Below are 21,901 nucleotides of genomic sequence, written 5' to 3' on the forward strand. Positions count from 1 at the left end.
AAAACCTCATTGTTTTAAAATATTTTCCGAACTTAACCATTTATCAACGCTTTTACGATGTAGACTTATGTATTTTGAATAAATAATGTCTAATTGAATCAGAATAGGGATTTGAGGTGAAATATTCCCCAGTTTTTCATCAGCCGAAAAGCTTGCTGCATAGATAGTCTCATCGCAATAATTAACGAAAGGTGAATCTTCATTAGCTGTAATCAATAGAAAGTGTGCCTTATGTTCTTTTCCGATTTTTATTGCTCGAAGTATTTCTGGATCTATTGCGCTCAGAGAAGATACCAATACAACATCACCTTTTTTCAATGACATAGCTGACAAAAGAATTGAATGTTGATCACCAAAGGATTGAATAAATTTTCCAAAACGAGAGAATTTAAACGTAAAATCTAGCCCTGCAAAAGAATTAAAACCTAATCCCCAGAACAGAATGATTCGCGTAGAATAAATCAAATCACAAAAATTTTTAACTGCTTGTCCTCGATACGAGGCATCACTTCTCGTGGCTAAAGCATGATAACTTGCAGTCACTGGCGTGGAAATCATACTAGCATCAGCTGTTTGATCATGCAAAGAGAGACTGTATAGGAAAATCAACTCCTTATAATTGTTCAATCCCAACTTCTTGCAAAAACGAGTAATCGATGGTGCCGAAACTGAAATTTTTTTAGCCAAGGCGCTGATACTCAAAATGGGCTGTTTTCCAATAAAATAATCAGCTACCACTTGTTCGACGGAGGTAAATTCATTTCTCTTTGATTCAATCAATAAATATAAATCATCAACCTTATTAGACATTTTTACCCCTCTTATTTATTAATTCTAATTGTTCTAATTTCTCCTGGTTGAAAATCATCTAATGAAACTTTTTTTAATTGACCTAAAGAATTGAGAATTTTACCAGTAAAATCAGTCAAACTAATCATTTTTGCATCAGTTAACTCAATCACATTAGAACCACTACATATTTTTTTATTAGGATTATAAATTCTAATTAACCAACCAGCTTCATCAGAACTTTCAGTTAAACTGCTAAAGATTAAATCTTGATTATTAAATATAAAAAATGGTTTCGGTTCAATAAGCTTGGGCAAAGGATGTATCACAAAATATTTCAACGTATTAGTAAACTGGTTCAATTCTTGCTGCTGATAAAATGGATTACTGATAGCATATTTTTGGAAATCACGCATAATTTGCGCCGGTGAAAATTGATTATCCAAACTAATAGCAAACTTGAAATGTAATCGTTCTTTTAATTGACTATTAGGGGTTGGAATATAAGTGAATTGATTACCTGAAGCTACACCTGGTCGTCTTAAAAGATCAGGTCGGCCTAAGTAACCAACCGATCTAAAAAGTGTCAAAGCAATCTCATTAAATTCATCACCAACAATTTGATACTCCTTAATTCCCTTTGTTAGCACTGAAATACTACTTTTTTCATCATGAATATTTGTATAATGTAACATTGGAAAAATTGCTGTCGGCTCCTCTTTAAGGCCCTTTTCTTTCCAATTAAATAAATTCTTATCGACCACTGAGCGTTTGATATATCCAAATGCTGTATCTGCATACGAATATTTATTTTGTTTCAAATCTGTTCTAACGACTACTCTCATTCGATGATCTTCTATTTGGTTATCCAATAACAGGTGAACTTGAATCAAATTGCTTTGATTGCCCAATTGAATTGTCAATTCATAATTAACAATTCCATTAAATTCTTTATCTTTTCGTTCTTGAAGATTTTTTGGCAAATTCCAGGATCCGACTAATTTCAATTCACTCAAAGTTTTGCCACATTTACAAATCACTTCAGCATCACCTAAATCTAAATTAAACACTTGATTAAAATGAGCTGGGGAATAATCGTATGTATCTCCTTCATCACCGTCATCAACAATTCTTATAAAATCAGAAATCGTATTTTGTTCTTGCTTATTGATTAAATTCAAAAGTCCATCTTCAAATTCTATTTTGAAATGTCCATTTTCAATACTCTTTGATTCACAGGCTTTCGCCACTTCTTCCATTTCTACTGTTGGCTTAATCTTGAATGTCTTCCACTGCAATGCTGGTAATGTAACGGTTGCTGAACAATGGAAAGTATAATAAAAATTCTTCTCTTCATACGAAGACTCATCGCGTTTAATTTGACCATGATATTTCTTCTCAATATCCCAAATATCCATCGACACTTTAACATCATTATCAAATAATTCGAAATTTTTTTCCTTTAAGGAAATTTCAAATTTAACATTTTTGGTTACCGGATATGGAAGAAGATTGAAAAAGGTTAAATTATTGTCCTTCTTATCGACTTCTGATTCTGAAATCTTTCTGGTTAAATAATCAACAGTAGAATATGACAATTGATCTGCTTCACGCAATCGTTCTAAAATTATTTCGTTCGTCTTGTCACTATTACATCCTCCAGCACTATCATGGGCTTGGTTTCTGACAATCAATTTCCAAATTTTGTCCAATAACGACTTTTTATAAGAGATTCCAATTCGTCCTGCCATAGCCATCAAGGGTTCCAATTGATAGATCAAGCGGCGTTCAACTTTGTCGCTTAAATACTTTTGATCATATCTTGATGAATAAATCGAGCGATGAATTTTAGAAACTGTACTGTCAATGAATTCTCCTGATACGGTATCTAAGTTTCCTTTTGATTTATCAACTTGTTCAAAATACTTTGAATAAGTACTTTCTACTAATTCTATACCGTCTTTTTTTAAATCAGGATTACACTTATTGATTTTCTCTTTTAAATTAAAATCAACGTAACGCTGATCTCCACCAACTGGTAACACAGCATCTTTAAGTGTTACTCCATCTAATGTACGCGACATTAAATCATGAATATCATCGTTATAAATCAGTTCTCCACCTACAAAATAACCATCCTTAATATTTACAACTATAACCTTCGAACCATCTTCTGCTTGCCAATTAAATTCGCGATTACTAGTCTTTTCTTTAGGTAAACCTCGCCAAAAAACAGCATGTTTAATTCCCATACCATTGTAAATTTTAGGCATGTCAACACCTTGTCCAAAAGAATCGGGTAAATAACCAATTTTTTGACTACCACCTAATTCATTTGCTAGATTGATTCCTAAATCCAAGTTCCTCACAATGGCCTCACCTGAAACAATTAATTCATCTGTCTGCGTATACCAAGGTCCAATGAGTAATCTTTTAGCTTTGACCCATTTAATAACTTCTTCCTTTTGCTCAGGATAAGCATCTAAATAATCGTCCAAGATACTCATCTGACCATCTAACAAATAATAGTCAACCGCTTGATTTTCTAAGGCTCTAAACACTTCATCCATATGATAAACGAATTGCACCATGGCTTCATTTCTAGTGAAGTACCATTCAAAATCCCAATGTGTATGTTGTATTACGTGTATTTTTTTCATCATATCCTCTTTCTAGAAAAAAGGAAGAAACCTATCCCTCCTTTATCTAAATTTCGTCAACAGTTGCTGAAAGCGTAGCTATATCATCATTTTCTAAAATATTTTGTCTGAATTCATCATCCATCAACTTACGGGCAATTTTGCTCAACAGTCTCAAGTGTTCTTCTGCACCTTCTTTAGGAATACTGAGAACAAATGCTACTTTGATAGGTTTCTTATCCAAAGCATCCCATTCAATGGATTTGTCAAATTTAATTAAGAATAATCCTGGTTTGGTAATACTTGCGTCATTACTATGTGGAATTGCAATTCCATCTTTGAAACCAGTAGTTGATTCTTTTTCACGATTAACTAACCCTTGGTAGAAACTTTCAACATCCGTACTGTATTCTTTCTCCATGACAAATTTAGCGATTTGTTTAAAAGCATCATCTTGCGTTTGACTAGTCTTATCAAAGTAAATATTTCCTTGATTAAAAATCTCTTTATCCATACTGAAATATCCTCCTATTCGGCTTGTTCTACAGTTTCAGCAGCTTCCAAAACTTTATCTGTTCTCGTTAATCCAATAATTAAAGCCGTCACCGCAATACCGGCACAGACACAAACGATCCAAGTGACAAATGGAATTGGTTGCTCAATATATCCAATAAATGTTCCCAATGGTGAACCAATACCACCATAAAATTTACATCCGGTTGCTGCTACAAGCCCCCCAGCTACAGCAGATCCTGAAACATTTGCAATAATCATTCTGATAGGATCAGCAGCAACAAATGGAATAGCACCTTCAGTAACACCAACTAATCCCATACCTAAAGCAGCACTAGCAGCGGCTTTTTCATCAGTTGTAAATTTCTTTTTCCAAATCATTGAAGCTAACCAAACGCCTAGTGGAGCGACTGAGATAGCAGCTTGGGCTGCCGTACCTGGAACAAAGTTAGCATTTTGAATACCGTATTTAGTCATAGTATCTGTAAAAATAGCTGTACCAAAGATCAATGCTGTTTTATTAATAGGTCCTCCAAGGTCAAATCCAATCATAGCTCCGATAACGGCACCTAGAATAATTGGGGCACTAGCAGAGCTTTTATTGATCCAGTTCAACCAAGCATATAAACTATCCATTCCCGAAGCAATCGGTTGTCCAATTATATAAAAGACAACTAGTGATATGAACAACGTGGCAATAAAGGGAATAATCATAATTGGAACAATCGGCTGTAGAATCTTAGGCCATTTGATTTTCTTCAGAACCTTAACAAAGTAACCTACAATAAAGGCAACTAAGATGGCAGCAATAAAACCCCCACCAGATTTTGCATGTAACAATTCAGCATCATTGGCAATATAAGCACCAATCATGGCTGGAGCAATGGCAGGCTTGTCAGCAATAGAATTGGCTACAAATCCTGCAAACAGTGGAATCATCAATTTAAATCCGACTTGACCTACCTGGAACATGTTTGACATCAATTGTCCCATCGGCGTACTTGTATCAAATCCCCACTTAACGATTCTACCTAAATCATCTCTTTGAAACGCATATAAGTTCGCTATAGTAAGAATTAATCCAGCAGCAATAACCATTGGAATCATATACGAGATACCACTCATTACATGAGTAAAGAAATTCACCTTTTCTTTGTTGCTACCAATTTGAATTTTACCTACCTTACCACCCTTTTTACCAAAAACAGTAGCTTCCTTCTCAGCTCTTTCAATTAATATCTTTCCATCATTGATAGCATCATTTGAATCTGTTACAAAAAGTTTCTTTCCAGTGAATCTAATTGGATCAATTTTAATATCTGCTGCAATGATGACTAAATCAGCACTGTCAATATCTTCTGCTGTTAATTTATTTTCAGCACCAATTGCGCCATCGGTTTCAACTTTCACCTCATACCCTAATTCTTTAGCCGCTTTTTCAATTGATTCTGCAGCCATATATGTATGAGCAATCCCGGCTGCGCAAGCTGTTACTGCAATAATTTTCTTAGCCATTTTTTCATCTCCTTCGTTTTTATGATTTGATAATAATATATAAAGCAATTAAAGTAAACGCTTTCTATAGACTTAGAATCTATTTACAAACATTGCCAAGTTGAGGAATTTATTGAAATTATTTACATAAAAAAAACATCTTATAGCAAGATGTATTTATCAAAATATATTAATTTAATAATTTATATATTAGTTATAAAAATTATAAGCTGCTCCAATTAGGTTAGAATCATTGTGAAATTTTGAGGCCATTATTTTGGGATAAATTGGTATATTCCCCAAAGAATCAAGATAAACATTTACAGTTTCTATTAAATGTTTCATGAAAATTGAACTCCTAGACACACCTCCGCCAACAATAATTGCTTGAGGATCAGTAACGAATTGTAGATTATAAATTGCTTGGGCCAAATTATCATACATTACTTGGGTTTCCGCTTTAGCAGTAAAGTCTCCAGAATCGGCCAATTCAATTATCTGTTTGCCAGAAAGATTCATTCCATATTTAGAATTGTACCTTTCTGCCATGTGGACAGCAGTGCCCCAAAGGCTTAATTGTTTTTTACCGTCGCCCATCATCATTCCAAATTCACCACCATAAAGATTAGATCCACGAATGATTTTTCGATTAGAAACAACGGCACCACCAACTCCTGTTCCAATAACCAGAAAAAGAATATCATTCAAATCTTTTGCCACACCTATAGATAATTCAGCCAGTGCCGCACAATTTGCATCATTTTCCAGTGCCACCCTTAGATTCAAATGTTCTTGAATTACCTGTTTTATTGGGAAATCATGAATGTACGGTAGAGCACTACTTCCACCAATAATTCCAGTATCCTGATCGACGATACCAGGAATACTGATTCCTACGCCATCTATTTTTCTGTTTTTAAATTCATTATTGATTGATTCAAAATTATGATAAAAATCTTCTATATTATTAGGGGTCTCTAAGCTGCTTTTATTACTTAATACTTGTATCTCATCATCCCATAAACCATATTTTATGGATGTTCCACCAACATCAATCACTATTAATTTTGACATTTATTTTATCTCCAATTGTTTATTTTAGTTTACGGTTTAGGATACTTTAAAACAATGGAAAGTAGTCACTTTGAAAATTTATTCACTAACTTATAAGATCAATTATTTTATTTTCAATCTTAATTTAAAATTTTACCTTTAAAACCTGCTTTAATTAGTGAACTATATCCAAATAACCTGAGATCCTATACTAAGCAATTAGAATCCCAGGTCATTTTTATTTCATCATAATCTGACACAAGAAATGTTTTTTGGTATTGATTAAGCCAGAACTTTTTTAACAATTTCATACAGTTTCTTAACATCTTCAGGTCTTGTTAGTCCATCGTCACCAATAATTGAACTGTAAATATGTGGAATAATTTTCTTTACACCTGCATCTACGGCAATTTGAAGTATTTCTTCAAAATTATCTAAATCAATACCACCCGTAGGTTCCAAATTGAAATCATATTTAGCACATGCCTTAGCTACAGCTCTAAATTCATCCTCATGCTTCAATCCTCCCATTGGGAAGAACTTAATGGCAGTACCCCCCATATCTTTCAAAAGAGCAATTGCCGTTTCAATAGGAACTTCAGCAGCCGGTTGCTGACTGCTTAATGGACCTGTGGCAATATTGACTAGTCCAACTTTTCCTGTTGGTGAAACTAATCCATTAATGACAGTTTCATTCTCTTCTAGCAATGCGCGTGAGGTTCCTACACCTGTGAATACCTGATTAACATGTTGTGGTTTCAAAACTTTTGAAACACGACTAACCATTTGACTTTGTTTAGGGTCACCTGCACCCAAACCGACAGAAATAGCATTATCAACTTCTGCTTGATATTTCTTCATATCTTCAATTGCTGCTTCATCAGTATCGTAGTTTTTAGTCAAAACACCAACGACTGTATGCCCCTCTGCGGCTTCATAGATATCCTTAGCATTTTGTATTGAGCCTGCCAAAACATTGATAGCTACTCTATCTTTATAATAATTTGGAATTAATTTCATTTTAATTTCTCCTCAACTATTTTTGAATTTCCTTCAGTCTATTAACAATCATGTCCATTTCTTCTGCATCAACAGCACGAATATCAAATTCAATAATTCCCTCATTTGCTCTATATTCACGAGTATAAATAGCTGGATCCCCCAATTTTAGTTCTCTAGTAACTTCTTTAGCATCCTTTTTAGAGCTATTTTCCACTGTAATCGCAGCACGATAAATTTCACGGCCGGCTCCGTCTTGAACTTCCTTAGCTTGAATATTAGGAACCTCGTTTAAATTCTTCAAGAATGGTGCCAGTCTTTGACGCATATGTTCGCCATCTTCAGGTCCAATCTTTAAATACCTTTCAATAGCAGCTGTCAATCCTAAGATATTTTCCTTACCAATCTTCATGGCACGTCCGATACCTTTCTTTTGGAGACGAATCCAGTTAATATATTTAGACTTACCATATACCAATCCAGATGCTGGACCCTCAAGAGCTTTTGCACCACTGAAAATAATAATATCAACTCCTAATGCCAGGTACTTCTTCATATCCTCTTCTGCAGCGGCATCAAGAATCAACGGAAGATTATTCTTATGCGCAACTTCAACGGCATCTTTAACAGATAACATACTTTTCTGAACAGTATGATGACTCTTTACATAAAAGATGGCCGCTGTTTTATCAGTAATCATCATTTCAATATGTTCTGGAGTACACATATTAGCATATCCAGCTTCAATAACATGTCCACCACCAAGTTCAATCATTACTTCTTCCGGAGTTCCGTAGTCAACATTATGGCCTTTAGGCAAGATAATCTCTCGTTTCTCAAATCTCGGACTATTTGAGTGATAAACATGGTACATACTTCCTTGTCCAATCAATGCAGCGACAGACATTGCAATACCGGCTGATGCAGAATTAACGACAATAGAATCCTCGGCTCCCAACAATTTAGCAAGATGTTTACACGTCTGAACATCCAAATCTGCCATTTCAAAGAAATGCTTATCACCAAATTGTTGTGCATTAATAACATCATCTGGAACCTGTGAAACACCTAAAATCGTCATTTTTCCACTAGCATTAATTACCTTTTTTAATCCGTATTCGCTATAAATATCTTCAACCAATTTATCTTCCTCCAATTGAATACTCATTACCGGCAATAACCGAATAAATAGGTTTAATAAGTGTATCCGTTGTCTTTTGATTTCCATTAGAATCTGTTAAAACTTTAGAACCTTTTTCGATATTAAATATTGTTAAATCTCCATCGTAGCCAGGTCTTAATGACCCTTTACTTTGTAAATGAAAGTTATCGGCAGGTGCCCATGTGACCATTCTAATAACTTCTGGTAGTGAATAACCTATCAATAGCATCTTTTCAAGCGTTGTAGCCATATCATAAACTGGACCATTAGCTCTATTTTTGTGATAGATATCAGTACTTACTGATTTAGGAACAATTCCTTCATCACGCGCAATTTCACCTGTTCTGAAATTAAAACTATCAGTTCCATGGCCTACATCAAAAATAACTCCTCGATCATAGGCATCCAAAGCAAAATCTTCAACATGACCATTTTTATCGATCATTCCATTTGGCTTACCATTATAAGCATGTGTCAAAATATCACCACGAGACATTGAATCCAAAACGTATTTAAGCTCTGGAGGATTTGCCCCGACATGAACCATGATTGGTAATCCCAGTTGTGCCTGAAATCGCTTTGCTTCAAGCAAAGGCTTAACATCGTTATCTACCACAACAGAATGACTCTCCCTGACTTTTATACCTACAATAAAGTTTTGCAATTCTTGTACAGCATCATAAAGTGGTTTCTTTTGGACTCTAGTAATATCTCCAAGTTCATCTTGCGCAAGAATACCTGTTTTTGAAATATTAATCATTGCTAAAACATTAGTCTTCTTACCACGAGTTATCTTATAGAAATCACGAATATTATCTGCACCAGTTGATCCAGCATCAATAACTGTCGTTACACCTGTTAGATATCCATCCTTATCAGGATCATCGTAATAAAGATCTAATTTTTCATACGAGTGAACATGATCATCAATCCAACCTGGAGTCACGTACGATTTATTCTTTAAATCAATTGTTTTATTAGCAGTAATTCCTGCTAATTTACTATCAACGGCTGTAATTTTACCATCGGTAATTGTTATCTCAATTGGTTGGTTACGCTCAGTTTTACCATTTTTGATATATAAATCTTCCATTATATTACACTCCTCAAATCTTAAAATTATTTCTGTATTATTAGACTGCTATTGGGAAGAAGAAGCCAAAGATCATAGCGCCAAGAATGGCACCACCAGGAAGGGGTTTCTTCCAAGCGTAGAATAAAGCCGCTCCGATTATTGCACCAATGCCAATAGGAATTGAAGCTGAAACAGCGCTTAATATTATTAATGGTCCAAGAAAGCGCCCAGTTTCATTACCGGCACCCATCATTACATCAGCGCCAAACGTAGCGTTAGATTGACCGATGGTATACTTTCTTACAAGGTAGATAATCAAACCAATAACGAGTCCAATGACCAGTCCTGTTAATAATGCTAGTGGGAAATTTTTAACCGGAGCATCCCAACCAACGCTCAATAAAATAGCGGGAATACCAATACCGACACCAGTTAAAATTGATCCTCCTAAATCTAGGATTCCAACTAATGAGCCTTCCAAAACACGTGCAAATAGAAAACTAGCCCCAAAAGCAGCTGCAGGTCCAAATGATTTTCCTGTCAAACCTGCTTTTAACATTGCAACGATGGCAACTTCATTAAAAGCACCAACACCGTATTTAATGTACATTGAGGTCCCTGCAAAGACACCCATGGACATTAATCCAACGATAATGGGAAATGACCAATCTGCATACCAAAAGCTTTTAGCGTGTTCTAGATCTTTTACGTCATCTTGCATGATATACTTCCTCCTTTAACTATTTTGGTGTTACGACGCTATGTAAATTATTTAACCAACTTGGAATTCCAATCTTGAATGCTTTAAGCATATTCACATCAAATCCTCTAAAGAATCCACTCAAAACGAATAAAGCTATAGTTGCAATAAGAATAATCTTGGTTAATTTAGTCCAGCCAATCTCATCAACACCTTTACCAACTAATATTCCTAAAACAACACCAGGAACAGCATTACCCATAATCAGAGCAGCAATACCTCCAAAGACCGTTCCAAATAATCCTGAACGCCGGCCAGCATCAATGGCTGCTAGCCAGAATAGAATCGGCATAACCATATTGATCAAAGTATCAGCGGCAGGAACTAAAACCTTTACTGCTGTGACTTGTAATGAAGCGGGAATTGAGGCTGAAGTAACATTCAAAAATGGAACTAAAATGGCACCTATAATTCCACTAACGATTCCCATCTTTTTAGGATTATGTACCGTTTCCTCAACCTTTTTATTTTTAAGTAATAAAATACTTGCAGCCCAATTAGGAATAACACGATGTGTAATATCCTGTGTAAAGGCACCAGCACCAACTGTTGAGGCCCATGCATTGAAGAAGAATCCTAAACCGAATGAGAAATGTGATGCTGGATCTCCTTCAGCAGCATTCATTTCACCTAATGTTCTAAATGCACCTAGAGCTTGAACTGTGGGAGCATTGAACATTCTGGCGGCACCAACACCAGTGGCAAATCCAACGGCCACACCAACAATAATGGATTCTATTAAAATTATTAGTATTTGCATTATTTATCGCCCCTTATTAGTTTCGCAAAGTCAGGTATATTTATATGATCCGGTGATGGTATCTCTTCATCTACAAAATCGATTGCCCTTAAATCAATAGCATTCAATTCAACATCTATATTTAAAGCAATTTTATAGTTCACTCTAGTTCTCTTAAAAAAGAAGAAGAGAAATTTTTCTTGATAAGAAACCCGTTCAGCACTTAAAACATGCACATTTTTCGGAATAATTTGTAAAGTTACCTGACCTTCATCTTGAACAATTTCTTTACGAATGTTACTTAGTGCATTAGCAAAGGCTCTTTGTCTTGTTTCCCCTTCACCATAAACTCGAACTGTTTTTGTAATATAGTTGTTAATTTCTGAATCCATATCTTTCACCTACCAATAGATTAAGCTTTCTCTGGATATTTCTTTGCAAATGTTTCTAACAACTTCTTACCTAACTCTTCTTTATCCATGAATCCAAATCCTAAAACGGTTTTTCCTTCTTGAATTGCAGTAATACCTTCCTGAATTGATCTCATTCCATGTCTTTCTGGATATCCATATTGAGTATTTGCTGTAATGGCACCAGCACCACCTGAACCGCAGAATGAAATTCCCATATCAGCTTGTTCATCGTGCATCACTTTTCCTAAACGCATGTCAGCACCCATTCCTGGGACAACAACCGCTTGTCCACCGGCTTCTTCAATACCTTTTGCTACTTTTTGTCCTTTACCCATTCTGTCTGCAATAACTACCTTAATCATAATGAATTCCTCCTAATTATTTTCTATAGCGTTTTCAAAATGAATTGATAAAACTAATGGTTCTGATGGAGCTAAATTACCAATTCTTTCTGTAATATTTTTAGCTAGATCTAATGATTTATCTGAAACACCATTGAATAGTGCTTCATCAACTGGATCTAATGGATTATTATCCCTTGATCTCATTACCATTTCAGCGAGATGATTAGTCAATACAGTCAGTTGCAATTCAGTTAGTATGATTCCTCTTTTATGCATCTCGCCAAGAGTATATTTTAAAATATCTAGTGTTCCCTTTGGATATTTAGATTCCTTGATGATCTTACTTATCTCTGGAATATCCCATTTATTTTGCATCATATTTTTATCACTCTCTTCCACTGGGTAAATATGTATATTCAATAATCGCATTAATTTCTGATTCATTTATATTTAATTGATTTTTTTGAAATATTTCTTTAATCTTTTTTTTAAGTTTATCGTCAGTTGTCGGATTATCATTCTCTTCTTGATATTCTTCATTAAATTTTATCCGATGAACTACCATAAAAACATGTAACATAAAAGCATCTCTATAGTCATCTGGAATACTTTTTTTTTAATAGTTTATAAAGATCTTCATAAACTGCAAACATTGTCATAATCAAATCCTTGGAAAAATTCTTCAATGTTAAATTTTCCTTTAAAGAATTAGGTAATATATTTTGACGAGATTCCAATTGAATACCATCAGAATTTTTGGTTAATATTTCAGCAATCGTATTTCTTATTTTTGCTATGTCACTGTCGGTTGGTAAAGGATTAACTTGTATCAATGGTGAATTAATACCCTTTAAATCAAAAATACTAATTACTAAATCCGGTTTAATTTTATTTATCTGACGTTTAGCCGCAATAAAAGATGTAAAGCCTGCGATTTCAATATTAGGAATATTTTCTTCAATCTTTTGTTGAATCAAATTAGTAACACCTAAACCTGTAGAACAAACGTAAACAACTCTAACCTTTCGTTCATGAGTCTGAATCCTTTGTTCGGAAACCATAAAATGTAAAGCAAGAAACGATACAAAGGAATCATTAACAATAGCTGGATTATTTGAAACTTCTCTTGTACAAACGTCGTATAAGGCACTAAATAATTTGGGATAATTTTGTTTAATATCATTAACAAAGGGATTATATTCATTAGTAAATTTGTATTTTCCATTCAATTTACTAATTAAATGTGATAAAAGACTGTCGAATAATTGTTTATCCTCATAAAAAGGTAAATCTATTTTTTTACTAACTGCATCGATGATTCTCTTAGTAATACCGGCTAAATTATTATCCTCTTGAAGCCCCTGTCCCCCATTTATTACATAAAGGTACTCATCCTGATACAAAGGAAAATCATATTCATCGAACATATTTTGGAAAAGTTCCGTATCAAATGAATCTAATGTTGATTCATTCACACTAAGTTCTTGATAACTATTAATTGGATGATTAATACTTAATCTGGCAATTGCGATTGCTAATCGACAAGATATCGTTAAAATATCGTTGTAATCAAGATCTGCTGAACTTTTTTCAATAAGTTTTCCAGTTTGAATCAATACTCTTTTGAAAATATATTCAAATTCAACATTTAATCCTAATAAAAGTCCCGTAACTTCCTCTGAATTCAGTTGTAACAAATGAATAACTGAATAAATGTCAAAATTAGAAATAACCTCTTGCAAGGATGACTCTAGATACGACCTTAAATTAAATTCATTTCCGTCTAACTGATAACCATAGAAATCCTTGTGTACTAATCTAATATTGAAATTACTTAATTTATTACGTACTCTTTCCAAATCATTGAGTATTGTGGTTTCACTAACATGAAGCTTATTTTCTAATTGCTGTAACGTTACAGATTGATCTGTCAGTGATAATAAAAATACAATTTGCAGAGATCTTTTCTTAGGAGCGGGACAATATTCAAACCCCGTTTGTCCCAGAAGCCTTTTTCTAATAATTTCTTTTACTTTACCGTCTCCTTTCAACCAAACGCCGACATGAGGTTTAGTTTCAAAAACTTGTAAATTTTCACTACAAAGCCAATCTCTTATGTCTTTAAAATCATATTTAATGGTACGAACACTTACTGAATAAACCTCTGAAAGTTTTTGAACGGTTATGGCCTTATCTTGATTGAGTAATAGATAAATTATTTTGATTTCCCTATCAGTTAATTGCACTATTTTCACTCCTAATTATCTTTTTCCTCAAGTCCCTTCTTACAGTTCATATGTTAAAACGCTTACATTAATAGAACAACAGTTAATTTATGCACCATAATTAGTGCAAAATATACTTTTCGGTACATCAATTATTATTTTCATATAGCAAAACCAATCACTTCAAGCAGAGTAACCTTTCATTTGACATATACCAATTATTGCAATAAAAAAAAACATATTGAAAACGATGAAAAAATAATCGCTTTTAAATATGTTTTTGTAAATTTGTATAAATCAATCGATTTAGGATTATAAAACTAAGCACTTCACTTTTTTAGATCTCTTCATATTAATATTTTTAGAATTCACCCAAAAAGTGAGATATTTCTTTTTCTGTAGTTAAATTAATTAAATCATTCAATGGAGTTCCCTTAGTTGGTTCTAAATATTGAATTAATTGTCTTTTATTCAATGGTCCCAAAAAAATAGTAGATAGTTGATTAGGTGTTAACACCTGACTGTTCTCAATTCCTCTTTCAAATTTCAAACCTTTTGAACTCAATAAATAGGTGCCACTATTCCAATTAGCTGTATTATCTTTAATAGAAAATTCTATCTCAGATGAAATATTTATTTTCTTTATTGCAATGTCTAAAAATTTTTTTACATCAACAATTCTTATCATAGTATCCAAATAAATATCTTGTTCTATTCTAGGATCATGAAAATCAAAACTAAGGTTATGATTCATAGTAGATATACCTTCAATAGTAAATATATTGGATTTATGAGATTCTAGGAACCACCATAATTGTTTTCTTACCTTATTGGAATTATAAATAAAATCTATAATCCTAAGGGTTGTATTACTCTTTATATAACTTATAAATCCGACATACTTGTCATTTTCAAGAGCAAAACAATAATTCAAATTAGGATATTGATTCCAATGCCGACGCCACCACAATTCATTTCTTATCTGCATACCATTGGTTGATTTTGCCATAGTATCATAAACATTTTTAATATTATGAATATCCAATTTACTTATTTCTTCAGGAATCTTACGAATTATAGCTACTGATTTATCTCTAGTGAATTCAGGATATTTATCTTTATTTACTCGATAATTTATTCTTTCAGTATATAAATCAAAACCAAATTTACGGTAAAATTCGGGTGAGAATGGCTGTAATATGGCTAATGCCTGATGATTACATTTTGCGGTTTTTAAACTCTCTAACATTAACTGGGTGGCAATGCCTTGCTCTCGATTTTCAGGATAAACACCAACATGATTTATTCCAGCAGTAGGAATGATTTCTCCATAATAATTTATTAAAATAGGCAAATTGAGTATTTGTCCTATTAATTTTCCTTCAGAAAAAGCCCCAATTTTATTGGCCATACCTAATAAATGTTGATAATCGTTAGACTTTTGTGTAGTAAAGTCAGAATGAAAAACATATTTCCTTAAAGCAACAGATTGTTCCAAATCTTTTCCTTCAGTAAAATGTTTTATGAACATACTATCTATTCTCCTATAATTTAAAATGTTTTTTATAGTCTTTTACAATTGATTTAGAGGACGTAATAGCTTCGAAACTACGATTAAAATCGCGACTAAAATACAAGTATAATATGGTATCAATCACATAAAACTGACCAGTTATAGAGTTTGTAGCCCCGACTCGGACATCGGGTTCCATAGGTTTACAAGTTTTAAGCGCTATATTCGATAATTTAGATAATTTGTTCTGGCCAAACATAGTTAACGTTATACAAAATAACTTTTTTACCTTCGCATATTGAGCTACATAAACGATTTCTGGTGTTTCTCCAGAATTAGAGATAAGCCACAAAGTATCACCCTCAGATGAATTACTCAACTCTGCCAAAAAAACATTTAAGTCACGTCCAACTATGACGTGAAAACCTATTCTTGACCATTTTTGATGAATATTTTCAGCAGCTAATGCTGAGGCCCCTATACCAAAGACATATAATGTTCTAGTTTTTAATAATCTTTTTACAGTGTTTTCACAGTCTGTTTCTTTTAATAGATCCTTAGTTTGTCGAATATTTTTAATTTCATTTTCAGCTAACTTATCATCTATCGATTTAAATGATTCATTTGCCTTAATATCAAGCTTACGTTCTGTTTCATTATCCTGACCCACTAAATCCATTGAAATCATTATCTTCATTGTGGTAAAAGAATTAATATCTAATTTTTTTACCATTCTTACAATAGTAGCAGAACTGGAGCCAGAAGCCTTCGCTAATTGCTCTACATTAGATTTAACGGTCTCCTCTTGATGCTTAACAATATAATTTGCAACCTTCTTTTCTGCAGTCGTTAAATCCTTTTGTACTGAATCCACTCTTGTTTTAAAATTCATAATTCTCCTCCTCGAAAAAAAGAAAGAGAAACTCTGATAAACTTATCAGAGACTTCTCCATACGTTAATCGACTATTCAATGGTTATGTTTTTTATTTAATTCTTGGATTTTACGAGTACGATCAGCTATCCAGCCTTTTCCCTTCCCAGCCAAATACAATTTATAATTACGTGTAAATGCCATAAAGAAAACAATTGTTCCAAACATAAAAATAACTTGAACGAAAATCAAAGCTATTTGATTGTGTATTGTTATGGTACCAATTATCAAAAGAATAAAGCTCAATAAACCTACACACATACTCCATATTTGATGTCCATGTTTATAAACTTCATTCACCATTTCATAGGCAATAATGAATAGAACAGCCAAAACCATAAACAAAGTAATCACGTATGTCATTTTTTCATCCTTTCAATACAACAAATATTCACTTACACTATTTGCAAAATTCATATTTATATTACTATTTTCTTTTAGAAGATTATCTAGGTCTTGCGTACTTCTCATTTGTTTACCCGACAAATATTCAATAAAGCGATGATCTGTTCCAATTGCTGGTGAAACCAAATCAAAGGTAAATTTATCCGGATACAAATGAACTAAGGTTCTCAATATTCCATAGCCTAGTGAAAGTGCATCAAAATTATCATTTTTAATATGTATTTGAATACCCTGGCAAATTTTTCTTTCATATTTAGAGGTCAGTGGTTCAAACCACACTGGCTGAAAGCCTAAAGAATCATTCTGACCACATTCTTCAGCTAACGAAGATGACAATTCCTTTGCGTTAATCCAAGGAGCGCCAAATTGTTCAAAAGGTCTGACTGTTCCCCTTCCCTCAGAAACATTCGTTCCTTCAAGGAAACATAATCCGGGATAAAATTTTAATGCATCAAAAGTTGGTAAATTTGGAGATGGTGAAATCCATGGCAAACAATTTTTTTTGACATCTAACGAACTATCCCAGCCAGATAATCGACTAATATATAATTTCAAACTAAGAGACTGATCATCTCTTATCCAAATTGCAAGTTCTCCAATTGTCATACCATAACGATTAGGTAATTCTAACAGACCTACAAAAGAGAAATAATCTGAAGTCAATATGTCTCCCAATGGTTGCTCCCTACCTAAGGGAAGTGGCCTATCCATCACAACAATTGGAACATTAACATTTGCAGCAACTTGCATCACGTTTAATAGAGTGTAGATATAAGTGTAATATCTTACTCCAATATCTTGAATATCGAAGACTATAATATCAATACCAGACAACTCACTAACCGTTGGAGCTCTATGATTTCCATATAAACTGACAACTTCTAAATCTAAATCCTTATCAAAATAACTATCAACACTCTCACCAGCTGCAGCTACTCCATATAGCCCATGTTCAGGTGTAAATATCTTAACAACTTTACCAAACAGATTTAATTGCTCTGCACTAGACTTAAAATTTGAAGTTACTCCAGTAAAATTCGTAACTAATCCTATTTTTCTATTACTTACTAAATTCTTATACTCTGATACATTTTCAATTCCTAATTTCATAATCATGATTAACCAATACGAAATATTTTTTCAGTAACTTCTGGGATCTCTTCTGCATCTACGTGATCCACACTATAAAATTGGTTTCCAGCTGAGAGTTCTTTTATAAACTGATTGATCTTACTCTCATTACCTTGAACCTCAACTAAAATTGTTCCTTCAGGTCCACGGGCAGATATACCTGTTAAATTCAATTGCATTGCAACCCTTTGCGCAACGTATTTAACTCCACCTTCTGAAAGTTTCCCATGAAATGTTAATTTTTTACGCATTGCTCGGTTTCCTCCTACAAAATAACTAAATTAAGCAATTACACTTTCAGCTTTCTCAGCATCTTCTTCCTTCTTTTCTTCTCTTTCCTTCTTCAATAATTGTCTGTCATACATCATTGTAAATGGATAATAAATCAATAGATATATAATAAAGTTAAGTATCATAAGGAATATGGCTCTAACGTCCGCCTGTGTTATCATATATCCCATTATAGGGAACGGTACTGTAAACGGCGCTAGCATAGAAGTTTTATTAACAAGATCTAGAGACATTGCAATATATGTAATGGTTGATGTAATGAATGGACCTACAATAAATGGTATAGCTAGAATTGGATTTAAAACAATTGGAGCACCAAATATAATTGGTTCGTTAATATTAAATATACCAGGAACAAAGGCTAATTTACCAATTTGTTTCAAGTATGCGGATTTGGCAAAAATCATGGCAATTAAACAAAGTGCCAATGTACCACCAGATCCACCAATCCAAACGAATGTATAGAATCCTTCAGTAGCAATATTATGTGCCACATGACCAGCTGCCACAGCATCCGCATTTTGTTGCCATAAAATCAACCAGAATGGACGAACTAAGTTACCAATAATAGAATCACCATGAATACCTGTTGCCCACAATAGAGTAATTAGTAGTGGTGGCAAAACTAATCCGATATATGAATTCATCCCAACATGAATGATTGGTTTGAATAACGTCATCAAGAATTCATTGATGTTCCATTTAAAAATTCCTGAAATGACCCAAACTACAATAATAACAACTGCTGATGGAATAATAGCAGCAAATGAACGTGAAACAGATTCTGGAACTGAATCAGGCATTTTAATAGTAATATTATGCTTACTACAGAAGTAAATAATTTCAGTTGAAAAGATAGCGACAATAATGGCAGTAAACATACCCGAACCACCTAAATAGGTCATTGGCATAACCATACCCAATGAAGTTTTAGGATTTGCAGCATCATTAGCCAAAACTGGAATAGTTGTCATTAAAAAAGCACCCATTGAAATTAGTCCACTAGATAATGCATCCAGTTTATAATGTTTAGCTAATTGATACCCAATACCAAAAGCAGCATAGACAGACATTAAACCAACTGTAATACGGTATGGCAACATAATGGTTGCAACGTATGGTTTAACAAGATTTTGATATGCAGGAATTGGAAATTGAGCAAATAACACGAAGAAACTTCCCAGCATAACTAACGGCATTGTAGCAATAATACCATCACGAATAGAAACCAAATAACGATTCTGTGACAATTTAACCATCGGTGGCATTAGTTTTGCTTCAATCCACTTTAAAAAATTTTGCATTTTTTACATCCCTTCCTGAAAACGTTTTCTAATTTCAAATTAAGTATACCATTTCGTTTTATTGTTTCAACTTTATCATAGAAAAATTGAAATAATATTTCTTGATGCATCTAATTTGTGAACTTAAACTTTGTCCATGGATACAAGTATTTTAGTAATGGTAATTCTTCTTCTTTGATAGATCCTACTTTATTTTTTCTAGAATCCTTATGTGGTTTTAATACCACTTGCAACTCATTTTTATATACTCCAAAACCATCATTACCAATTAAAATATCTCCACTTTCAAATTCACAATCATTATCGTGTGGTGTATTTGGAATTTCTCTATACTTGACTCGTGATTCCGTTGAACGAGCAACCAAGGCGTTACTATCCCCTCGACGATAATGATTCTCATTTAACAAAATTTTTCTTTCCACTTCATTTATGACAGGTACAGTATCAATAGAAAAGCTTAGTTTATAACGATTCAATTCTCCTAATTTCTTTAGTTCTTCTTCACTAGCATAGGCATTTCCAATAATTACATCATCAATCAAGCCACTCATGAACATCGACTTAGCTTGAACCTCTACAGGTAAATATCGATCTGACTCTCTAGTAGGTAGTCCATCATTTACATTCCAAGGTCCTTGGGTTCCATTTTGACTAGATACAAAAGCAGCAGTATGAATATTACGAGTTTTAAATCGCTTACTACATCTTTCAAAAAAACCATCTTCTAATCCTGTCCCCACCTGAGGATAAAAATTATGACATCCATACAAAAATGGCTTGTTGGCTTGATAACTCAAAATATTATCTAAATACCCAGTATCATTACTCATATTTAATTCAATAATTAACCCTTCCGGATTGTAAGATAAATCTGCTTCAGTAATTCCATTAAATCCCTGATCTAACCTTACGGCTGCTGCACCCAGTTTTTTAAAGAATGACAAATCATTATATGAAATTTCTAAACTTTCAAAGATATGTGGAGAAATGTCTAATGTCGTACTAAACCCATGCTTATTTCCAAATTCAATAATCCTTTTGAATTTCTTTTCAGTAGCTGCGACATCTTTAGCTTCAAGCATACTCATGAAAATTCGAGTGAAACCATACTTCTCTCCTAGTAATAAATATAACTCATCTTGCTTTTCATTACTGTGATCTGGATAAATTGATAATCCAATTTGACGCATTGTCATAAATTAATCCTCCTTATTTTCCTGATACCAATAAAAAGCTCCAAAGGAATTATTCCTACTGGTATAAACAAATTTTACTTTTGGATATATACCTAATATTCTTTTTTCAAAATAAAATTGATAATCTCGATTCTTTTGTAAAACACTACCTGACTCACCAATTAATAATTCTGATTTGTTTCCCCATCTTTTCAACATTAATAATGCTTGATCGGCCAAACTATTGGCAGAATCTTCAATGATTTGTAAAGCTTCCGGATATTGATTAGATAGTTCACTTGTAATAAGTGCTAAATTTGCAATTTGTTTTCTATTCATTTTATAAATATCGGCTATTACTTCTGGTACGTTATTTTTACCCAATTCTTGAATAAATTTACTAGCAAAACTATTATTTTCTTGATTATCATATTTAATTGTTAAAAATTTTAGAGTCCTGCGGGATATATCAAAGGCACTACCTTCATCACCAAATAAATATCCCCATCCACCAACTCTTTGAATATTGTTAAATCTAGAAAAAATTGCTGAGCCTGTCCCTGCTAAAGCCACAACACCTTTTTTCCCAGATAGTATATTCCAAAGAGCCAACATTGCATCACTCATTAAAATAATTGGAATACCAAACTTTAAATTTAATTCATCTTTTAATTCAGAGCCTCCACCAAAGGTATCTAATCCAGCAATACCAATAATAACGGCCTTACATTCATTCCACTGATTACCATATTTTGATTTAATTTGGTTTATCAAATTAAACAAATTAAGCCTAGTTTTATCGTAATCAACCAAAATATTACCTGGTCCTACTTCAAATCGTTCTTTTATATTACCGTCAACATCGATAACTTGAGAAACAATATGAGTTCCACCACTATCAATACCAATAATAAATGACATTTTCCCCCTCCTTTTATACTTGAC

23 protein-coding genes are annotated in these 21,901 nt (G+C 33.3%); all 23 read right to left on the reverse strand.

The annotated features are described in order from the left end of the window. Positions 1–6: 6 nt before the first annotated feature. Complete coding sequence (locus LA20249_RS07710) at positions 7–810, reverse strand: MurR/RpiR family transcriptional regulator (RefSeq protein ID WP_057737295.1); 804 nt, start codon at positions 808–810, stop codon at positions 7–9. Between the two features lie 11 nt (positions 811–821). Further along, complete coding sequence (locus tag LA20249_RS07715) at positions 822–3,452, reverse strand: glycoside hydrolase family 38 N-terminal domain-containing protein (protein ID WP_057737297.1); 2,631 nt, start codon at positions 3,450–3,452, stop codon at positions 822–824. Positions 3,453–3,495: 43 nt separating this feature from the next. Beyond that, positions 3,496–3,942, reverse strand: a complete 447-nt coding sequence (locus LA20249_RS07720) for a PTS sugar transporter subunit IIA (protein WP_057737299.1) — start codon at positions 3,940–3,942, stop codon at positions 3,496–3,498. Positions 3,943–3,956: 14 nt separating this feature from the next. Next, positions 3,957–5,456 (reverse strand): PTS fructose transporter subunit IIC, encoded by a 1,500-nt coding sequence (locus LA20249_RS07725; RefSeq protein WP_057737301.1) that lies wholly within the window; start codon positions 5,454–5,456, stop codon positions 3,957–3,959. A gap of 189 nt (positions 5,457–5,645) precedes the next feature. After that, positions 5,646–6,509 (reverse strand): ROK family protein, encoded by an 864-nt coding sequence (locus LA20249_RS07730; protein WP_057737303.1) that lies wholly within the window; start codon positions 6,507–6,509, stop codon positions 5,646–5,648. Between the two features lie 261 nt (positions 6,510–6,770). Then, a complete protein-coding gene (gene dagF, locus LA20249_RS07735; protein ID WP_057737305.1) occupies positions 6,771–7,508 on the reverse strand; it encodes a 2-dehydro-3-deoxy-phosphogluconate aldolase in 738 nt (245 codons plus the stop codon). Between the two features lie 16 nt (positions 7,509–7,524). Continuing rightward, positions 7,525–8,628 carry a DgaE family pyridoxal phosphate-dependent ammonia lyase gene (locus tag LA20249_RS07740; protein ID WP_257790473.1) on the reverse strand — a complete coding sequence of 368 codons (1,104 nt, stop codon included), beginning with the start codon at positions 8,626–8,628 and terminating at the stop codon, positions 7,525–7,527. A 1-nt stretch (position 8,629) separates the two neighbouring features. Then, positions 8,630–9,742, reverse strand: coding sequence for an amidohydrolase/deacetylase family metallohydrolase (locus LA20249_RS07745; RefSeq protein WP_057737309.1), 1,113 nt, complete (start codon positions 9,740–9,742; stop codon positions 8,630–8,632). A gap of 40 nt (positions 9,743–9,782) precedes the next feature. Then, the gene (locus LA20249_RS07750) at positions 9,783–10,445 is read right to left on the reverse strand and encodes a DUF4310 family protein (RefSeq protein ID WP_057737311.1); all 663 of its coding nucleotides are present in this window, start codon (positions 10,443–10,445) and stop codon (positions 9,783–9,785) included. A gap of 19 nt (positions 10,446–10,464) precedes the next feature. After that, the gene (locus LA20249_RS07755; protein ID WP_057737313.1) at positions 10,465–11,244 is read right to left on the reverse strand and encodes a DUF4311 domain-containing protein; all 780 of its coding nucleotides are present in this window, start codon (positions 11,242–11,244) and stop codon (positions 10,465–10,467) included. Further along, positions 11,244–11,615 carry a DUF4312 family protein gene (locus LA20249_RS07760; protein WP_057737315.1) on the reverse strand — a complete coding sequence of 124 codons (372 nt, stop codon included), beginning with the start codon at positions 11,613–11,615 and terminating at the stop codon, positions 11,244–11,246. Before LA20249_RS07760 ends, LA20249_RS07755 begins: the two co-directional genes overlap by 1 nt. 20 nt (positions 11,616–11,635) lie before the next feature. Beyond that, positions 11,636–11,998: an SFCGS family glycine-rich protein gene (locus tag LA20249_RS07765; protein ID WP_057737317.1), complete on the reverse strand. Its 363-nt coding sequence runs from the start codon at positions 11,996–11,998 to the stop codon at positions 11,636–11,638. 12 nt (positions 11,999–12,010) lie between these two features. Continuing rightward, positions 12,011–12,358 (reverse strand): hypothetical protein, encoded by a 348-nt coding sequence (locus LA20249_RS07770; RefSeq protein WP_057737319.1) that lies wholly within the window; start codon positions 12,356–12,358, stop codon positions 12,011–12,013. Positions 12,359–12,365: 7 nt separating this feature from the next. Next, entirely contained in the window at positions 12,366–12,560 is a 195-nt protein-coding gene (locus tag LA20249_RS11670) for a hypothetical protein (RefSeq protein WP_057737321.1), read from the reverse strand. 16 nt (positions 12,561–12,576) lie between these two features. Next, positions 12,577–14,226: a BglG family transcription antiterminator gene (locus LA20249_RS07775; protein WP_057737323.1), complete on the reverse strand. Its 1,650-nt coding sequence runs from the start codon at positions 14,224–14,226 to the stop codon at positions 12,577–12,579. A 340-nt stretch (positions 14,227–14,566) separates the two neighbouring features. After that, positions 14,567–15,736 (reverse strand): GNAT family N-acetyltransferase, encoded by a 1,170-nt coding sequence (locus LA20249_RS07780; RefSeq protein ID WP_057737325.1) that lies wholly within the window; start codon positions 15,734–15,736, stop codon positions 14,567–14,569. Positions 15,737–15,749: 13 nt separating this feature from the next. Beyond that, the gene (locus tag LA20249_RS07785) at positions 15,750–16,610 is read right to left on the reverse strand and encodes a MurR/RpiR family transcriptional regulator (protein WP_057737328.1); all 861 of its coding nucleotides are present in this window, start codon (positions 16,608–16,610) and stop codon (positions 15,750–15,752) included. A gap of 76 nt (positions 16,611–16,686) precedes the next feature. Then, positions 16,687–17,013: a hypothetical protein gene (locus tag LA20249_RS07790; protein ID WP_057737329.1), complete on the reverse strand. Its 327-nt coding sequence runs from the start codon at positions 17,011–17,013 to the stop codon at positions 16,687–16,689. Positions 17,014–17,025: 12 nt separating this feature from the next. Continuing rightward, a complete protein-coding gene (locus LA20249_RS07795) occupies positions 17,026–18,165 on the reverse strand; it encodes an exo-beta-N-acetylmuramidase NamZ family protein (protein WP_158294592.1) in 1,140 nt (379 codons plus the stop codon). A gap of 8 nt (positions 18,166–18,173) precedes the next feature. Further along, the gene (locus LA20249_RS07800; protein WP_057737333.1) at positions 18,174–18,437 is read right to left on the reverse strand and encodes an acylphosphatase; all 264 of its coding nucleotides are present in this window, start codon (positions 18,435–18,437) and stop codon (positions 18,174–18,176) included. 30 nt (positions 18,438–18,467) lie between these two features. Continuing rightward, a complete protein-coding gene (locus LA20249_RS07805) occupies positions 18,468–19,781 on the reverse strand; it encodes a PTS sugar transporter subunit IIC (RefSeq protein ID WP_057737335.1) in 1,314 nt (437 codons plus the stop codon). A 110-nt stretch (positions 19,782–19,891) separates the two neighbouring features. Next, positions 19,892–20,977 (reverse strand): DUF871 domain-containing protein, encoded by a 1,086-nt coding sequence (locus LA20249_RS07810; RefSeq protein ID WP_057737337.1) that lies wholly within the window; start codon positions 20,975–20,977, stop codon positions 19,892–19,894. Between the two features lie 3 nt (positions 20,978–20,980). Next, positions 20,981–21,877, reverse strand: coding sequence for a BadF/BadG/BcrA/BcrD ATPase family protein (locus LA20249_RS07815; protein ID WP_057737340.1), 897 nt, complete (start codon positions 21,875–21,877; stop codon positions 20,981–20,983). Positions 21,878–21,901 lie beyond the last annotated feature (24 nt).

The organism is Companilactobacillus alimentarius DSM 20249, from assembly GCF_002849895.1.
Classification (GTDB): domain Bacteria; phylum Bacillota; class Bacilli; order Lactobacillales; family Lactobacillaceae; genus Companilactobacillus; species Companilactobacillus alimentarius.

Bases quoted from the DNA above. Each gene is read 5' to 3' on its own strand.
- LA20249_RS07715 (WP_057737297.1), bottom strand. From the start codon at position 3,452: ATGATGAAAAAAATACACGTAATACAACATACACATTGGGATTTTGAA.
- LA20249_RS07815 (WP_057737340.1), bottom strand. From the start codon at position 21,877: ATGTCATTTATTATTGGTATTGATAGTGGTGGAACTCATATTGTTTCT.
- LA20249_RS07805 (WP_057737335.1), bottom strand. From the start codon at position 19,781: ATGCAAAATTTTTTAAAGTGGATTGAAGCAAAACTAATGCCACCGATG.
- LA20249_RS07790 (WP_057737329.1), bottom strand. From the start codon at position 17,013: ATGACATACGTGATTACTTTGTTTATGGTTTTGGCTGTTCTATTCATT.
- LA20249_RS07785 (WP_057737328.1), bottom strand. From the start codon at position 16,610: ATGAATTTTAAAACAAGAGTGGATTCAGTACAAAAGGATTTAACGACT.
- LA20249_RS07745 (WP_057737309.1), bottom strand. From the start codon at position 9,742: ATGGAAGATTTATATATCAAAAATGGTAAAACTGAGCGTAACCAACCA.
- LA20249_RS07720 (WP_057737299.1), bottom strand. From the start codon at position 3,942: ATGGATAAAGAGATTTTTAATCAAGGAAATATTTACTTTGATAAGACT.
- LA20249_RS07780 (WP_057737325.1), bottom strand. From the start codon at position 15,736: ATGTTCATAAAACATTTTACTGAAGGAAAAGATTTGGAACAATCTGTT.
- LA20249_RS07750 (WP_057737311.1), bottom strand. From the start codon at position 10,445: ATGCAAGATGACGTAAAAGATCTAGAACACGCTAAAAGCTTTTGGTAT.
- LA20249_RS07755 (WP_057737313.1), bottom strand. From the start codon at position 11,244: ATGCAAATACTAATAATTTTAATAGAATCCATTATTGTTGGTGTGGCC.
- LA20249_RS07710 (WP_057737295.1), bottom strand. From the start codon at position 810: ATGTCTAATAAGGTTGATGATTTATATTTATTGATTGAATCAAAGAGA.
- LA20249_RS07800 (WP_057737333.1), bottom strand. From the start codon at position 18,437: ATGCGTAAAAAATTAACATTTCATGGGAAACTTTCAGAAGGTGGAGTT.
- LA20249_RS07730 (WP_057737303.1), bottom strand. From the start codon at position 6,509: ATGTCAAAATTAATAGTGATTGATGTTGGTGGAACATCCATAAAATAT.
- LA20249_RS11670 (WP_057737321.1), bottom strand. From the start codon at position 12,560: ATGTTACATGTTTTTATGGTAGTTCATCGGATAAAATTTAATGAAGAA.
- dagF (WP_057737305.1), bottom strand. From the start codon at position 7,508: ATGAAATTAATTCCAAATTATTATAAAGATAGAGTAGCTATCAATGTT.
- LA20249_RS07760 (WP_057737315.1), bottom strand. From the start codon at position 11,615: ATGGATTCAGAAATTAACAACTATATTACAAAAACAGTTCGAGTTTAT.
- LA20249_RS07810 (WP_057737337.1), bottom strand. From the start codon at position 20,977: ATGACAATGCGTCAAATTGGATTATCAATTTATCCAGATCACAGTAAT.
- LA20249_RS07770 (WP_057737319.1), bottom strand. From the start codon at position 12,358: ATGATGCAAAATAAATGGGATATTCCAGAGATAAGTAAGATCATCAAG.
- LA20249_RS07795 (WP_158294592.1), bottom strand. From the start codon at position 18,165: ATGAAATTAGGAATTGAAAATGTATCAGAGTATAAGAATTTAGTAAGT.
- LA20249_RS07725 (WP_057737301.1), bottom strand. From the start codon at position 5,456: ATGGCTAAGAAAATTATTGCAGTAACAGCTTGCGCAGCCGGGATTGCT.
- LA20249_RS07765 (WP_057737317.1), bottom strand. From the start codon at position 11,998: ATGATTAAGGTAGTTATTGCAGACAGAATGGGTAAAGGACAAAAAGTA.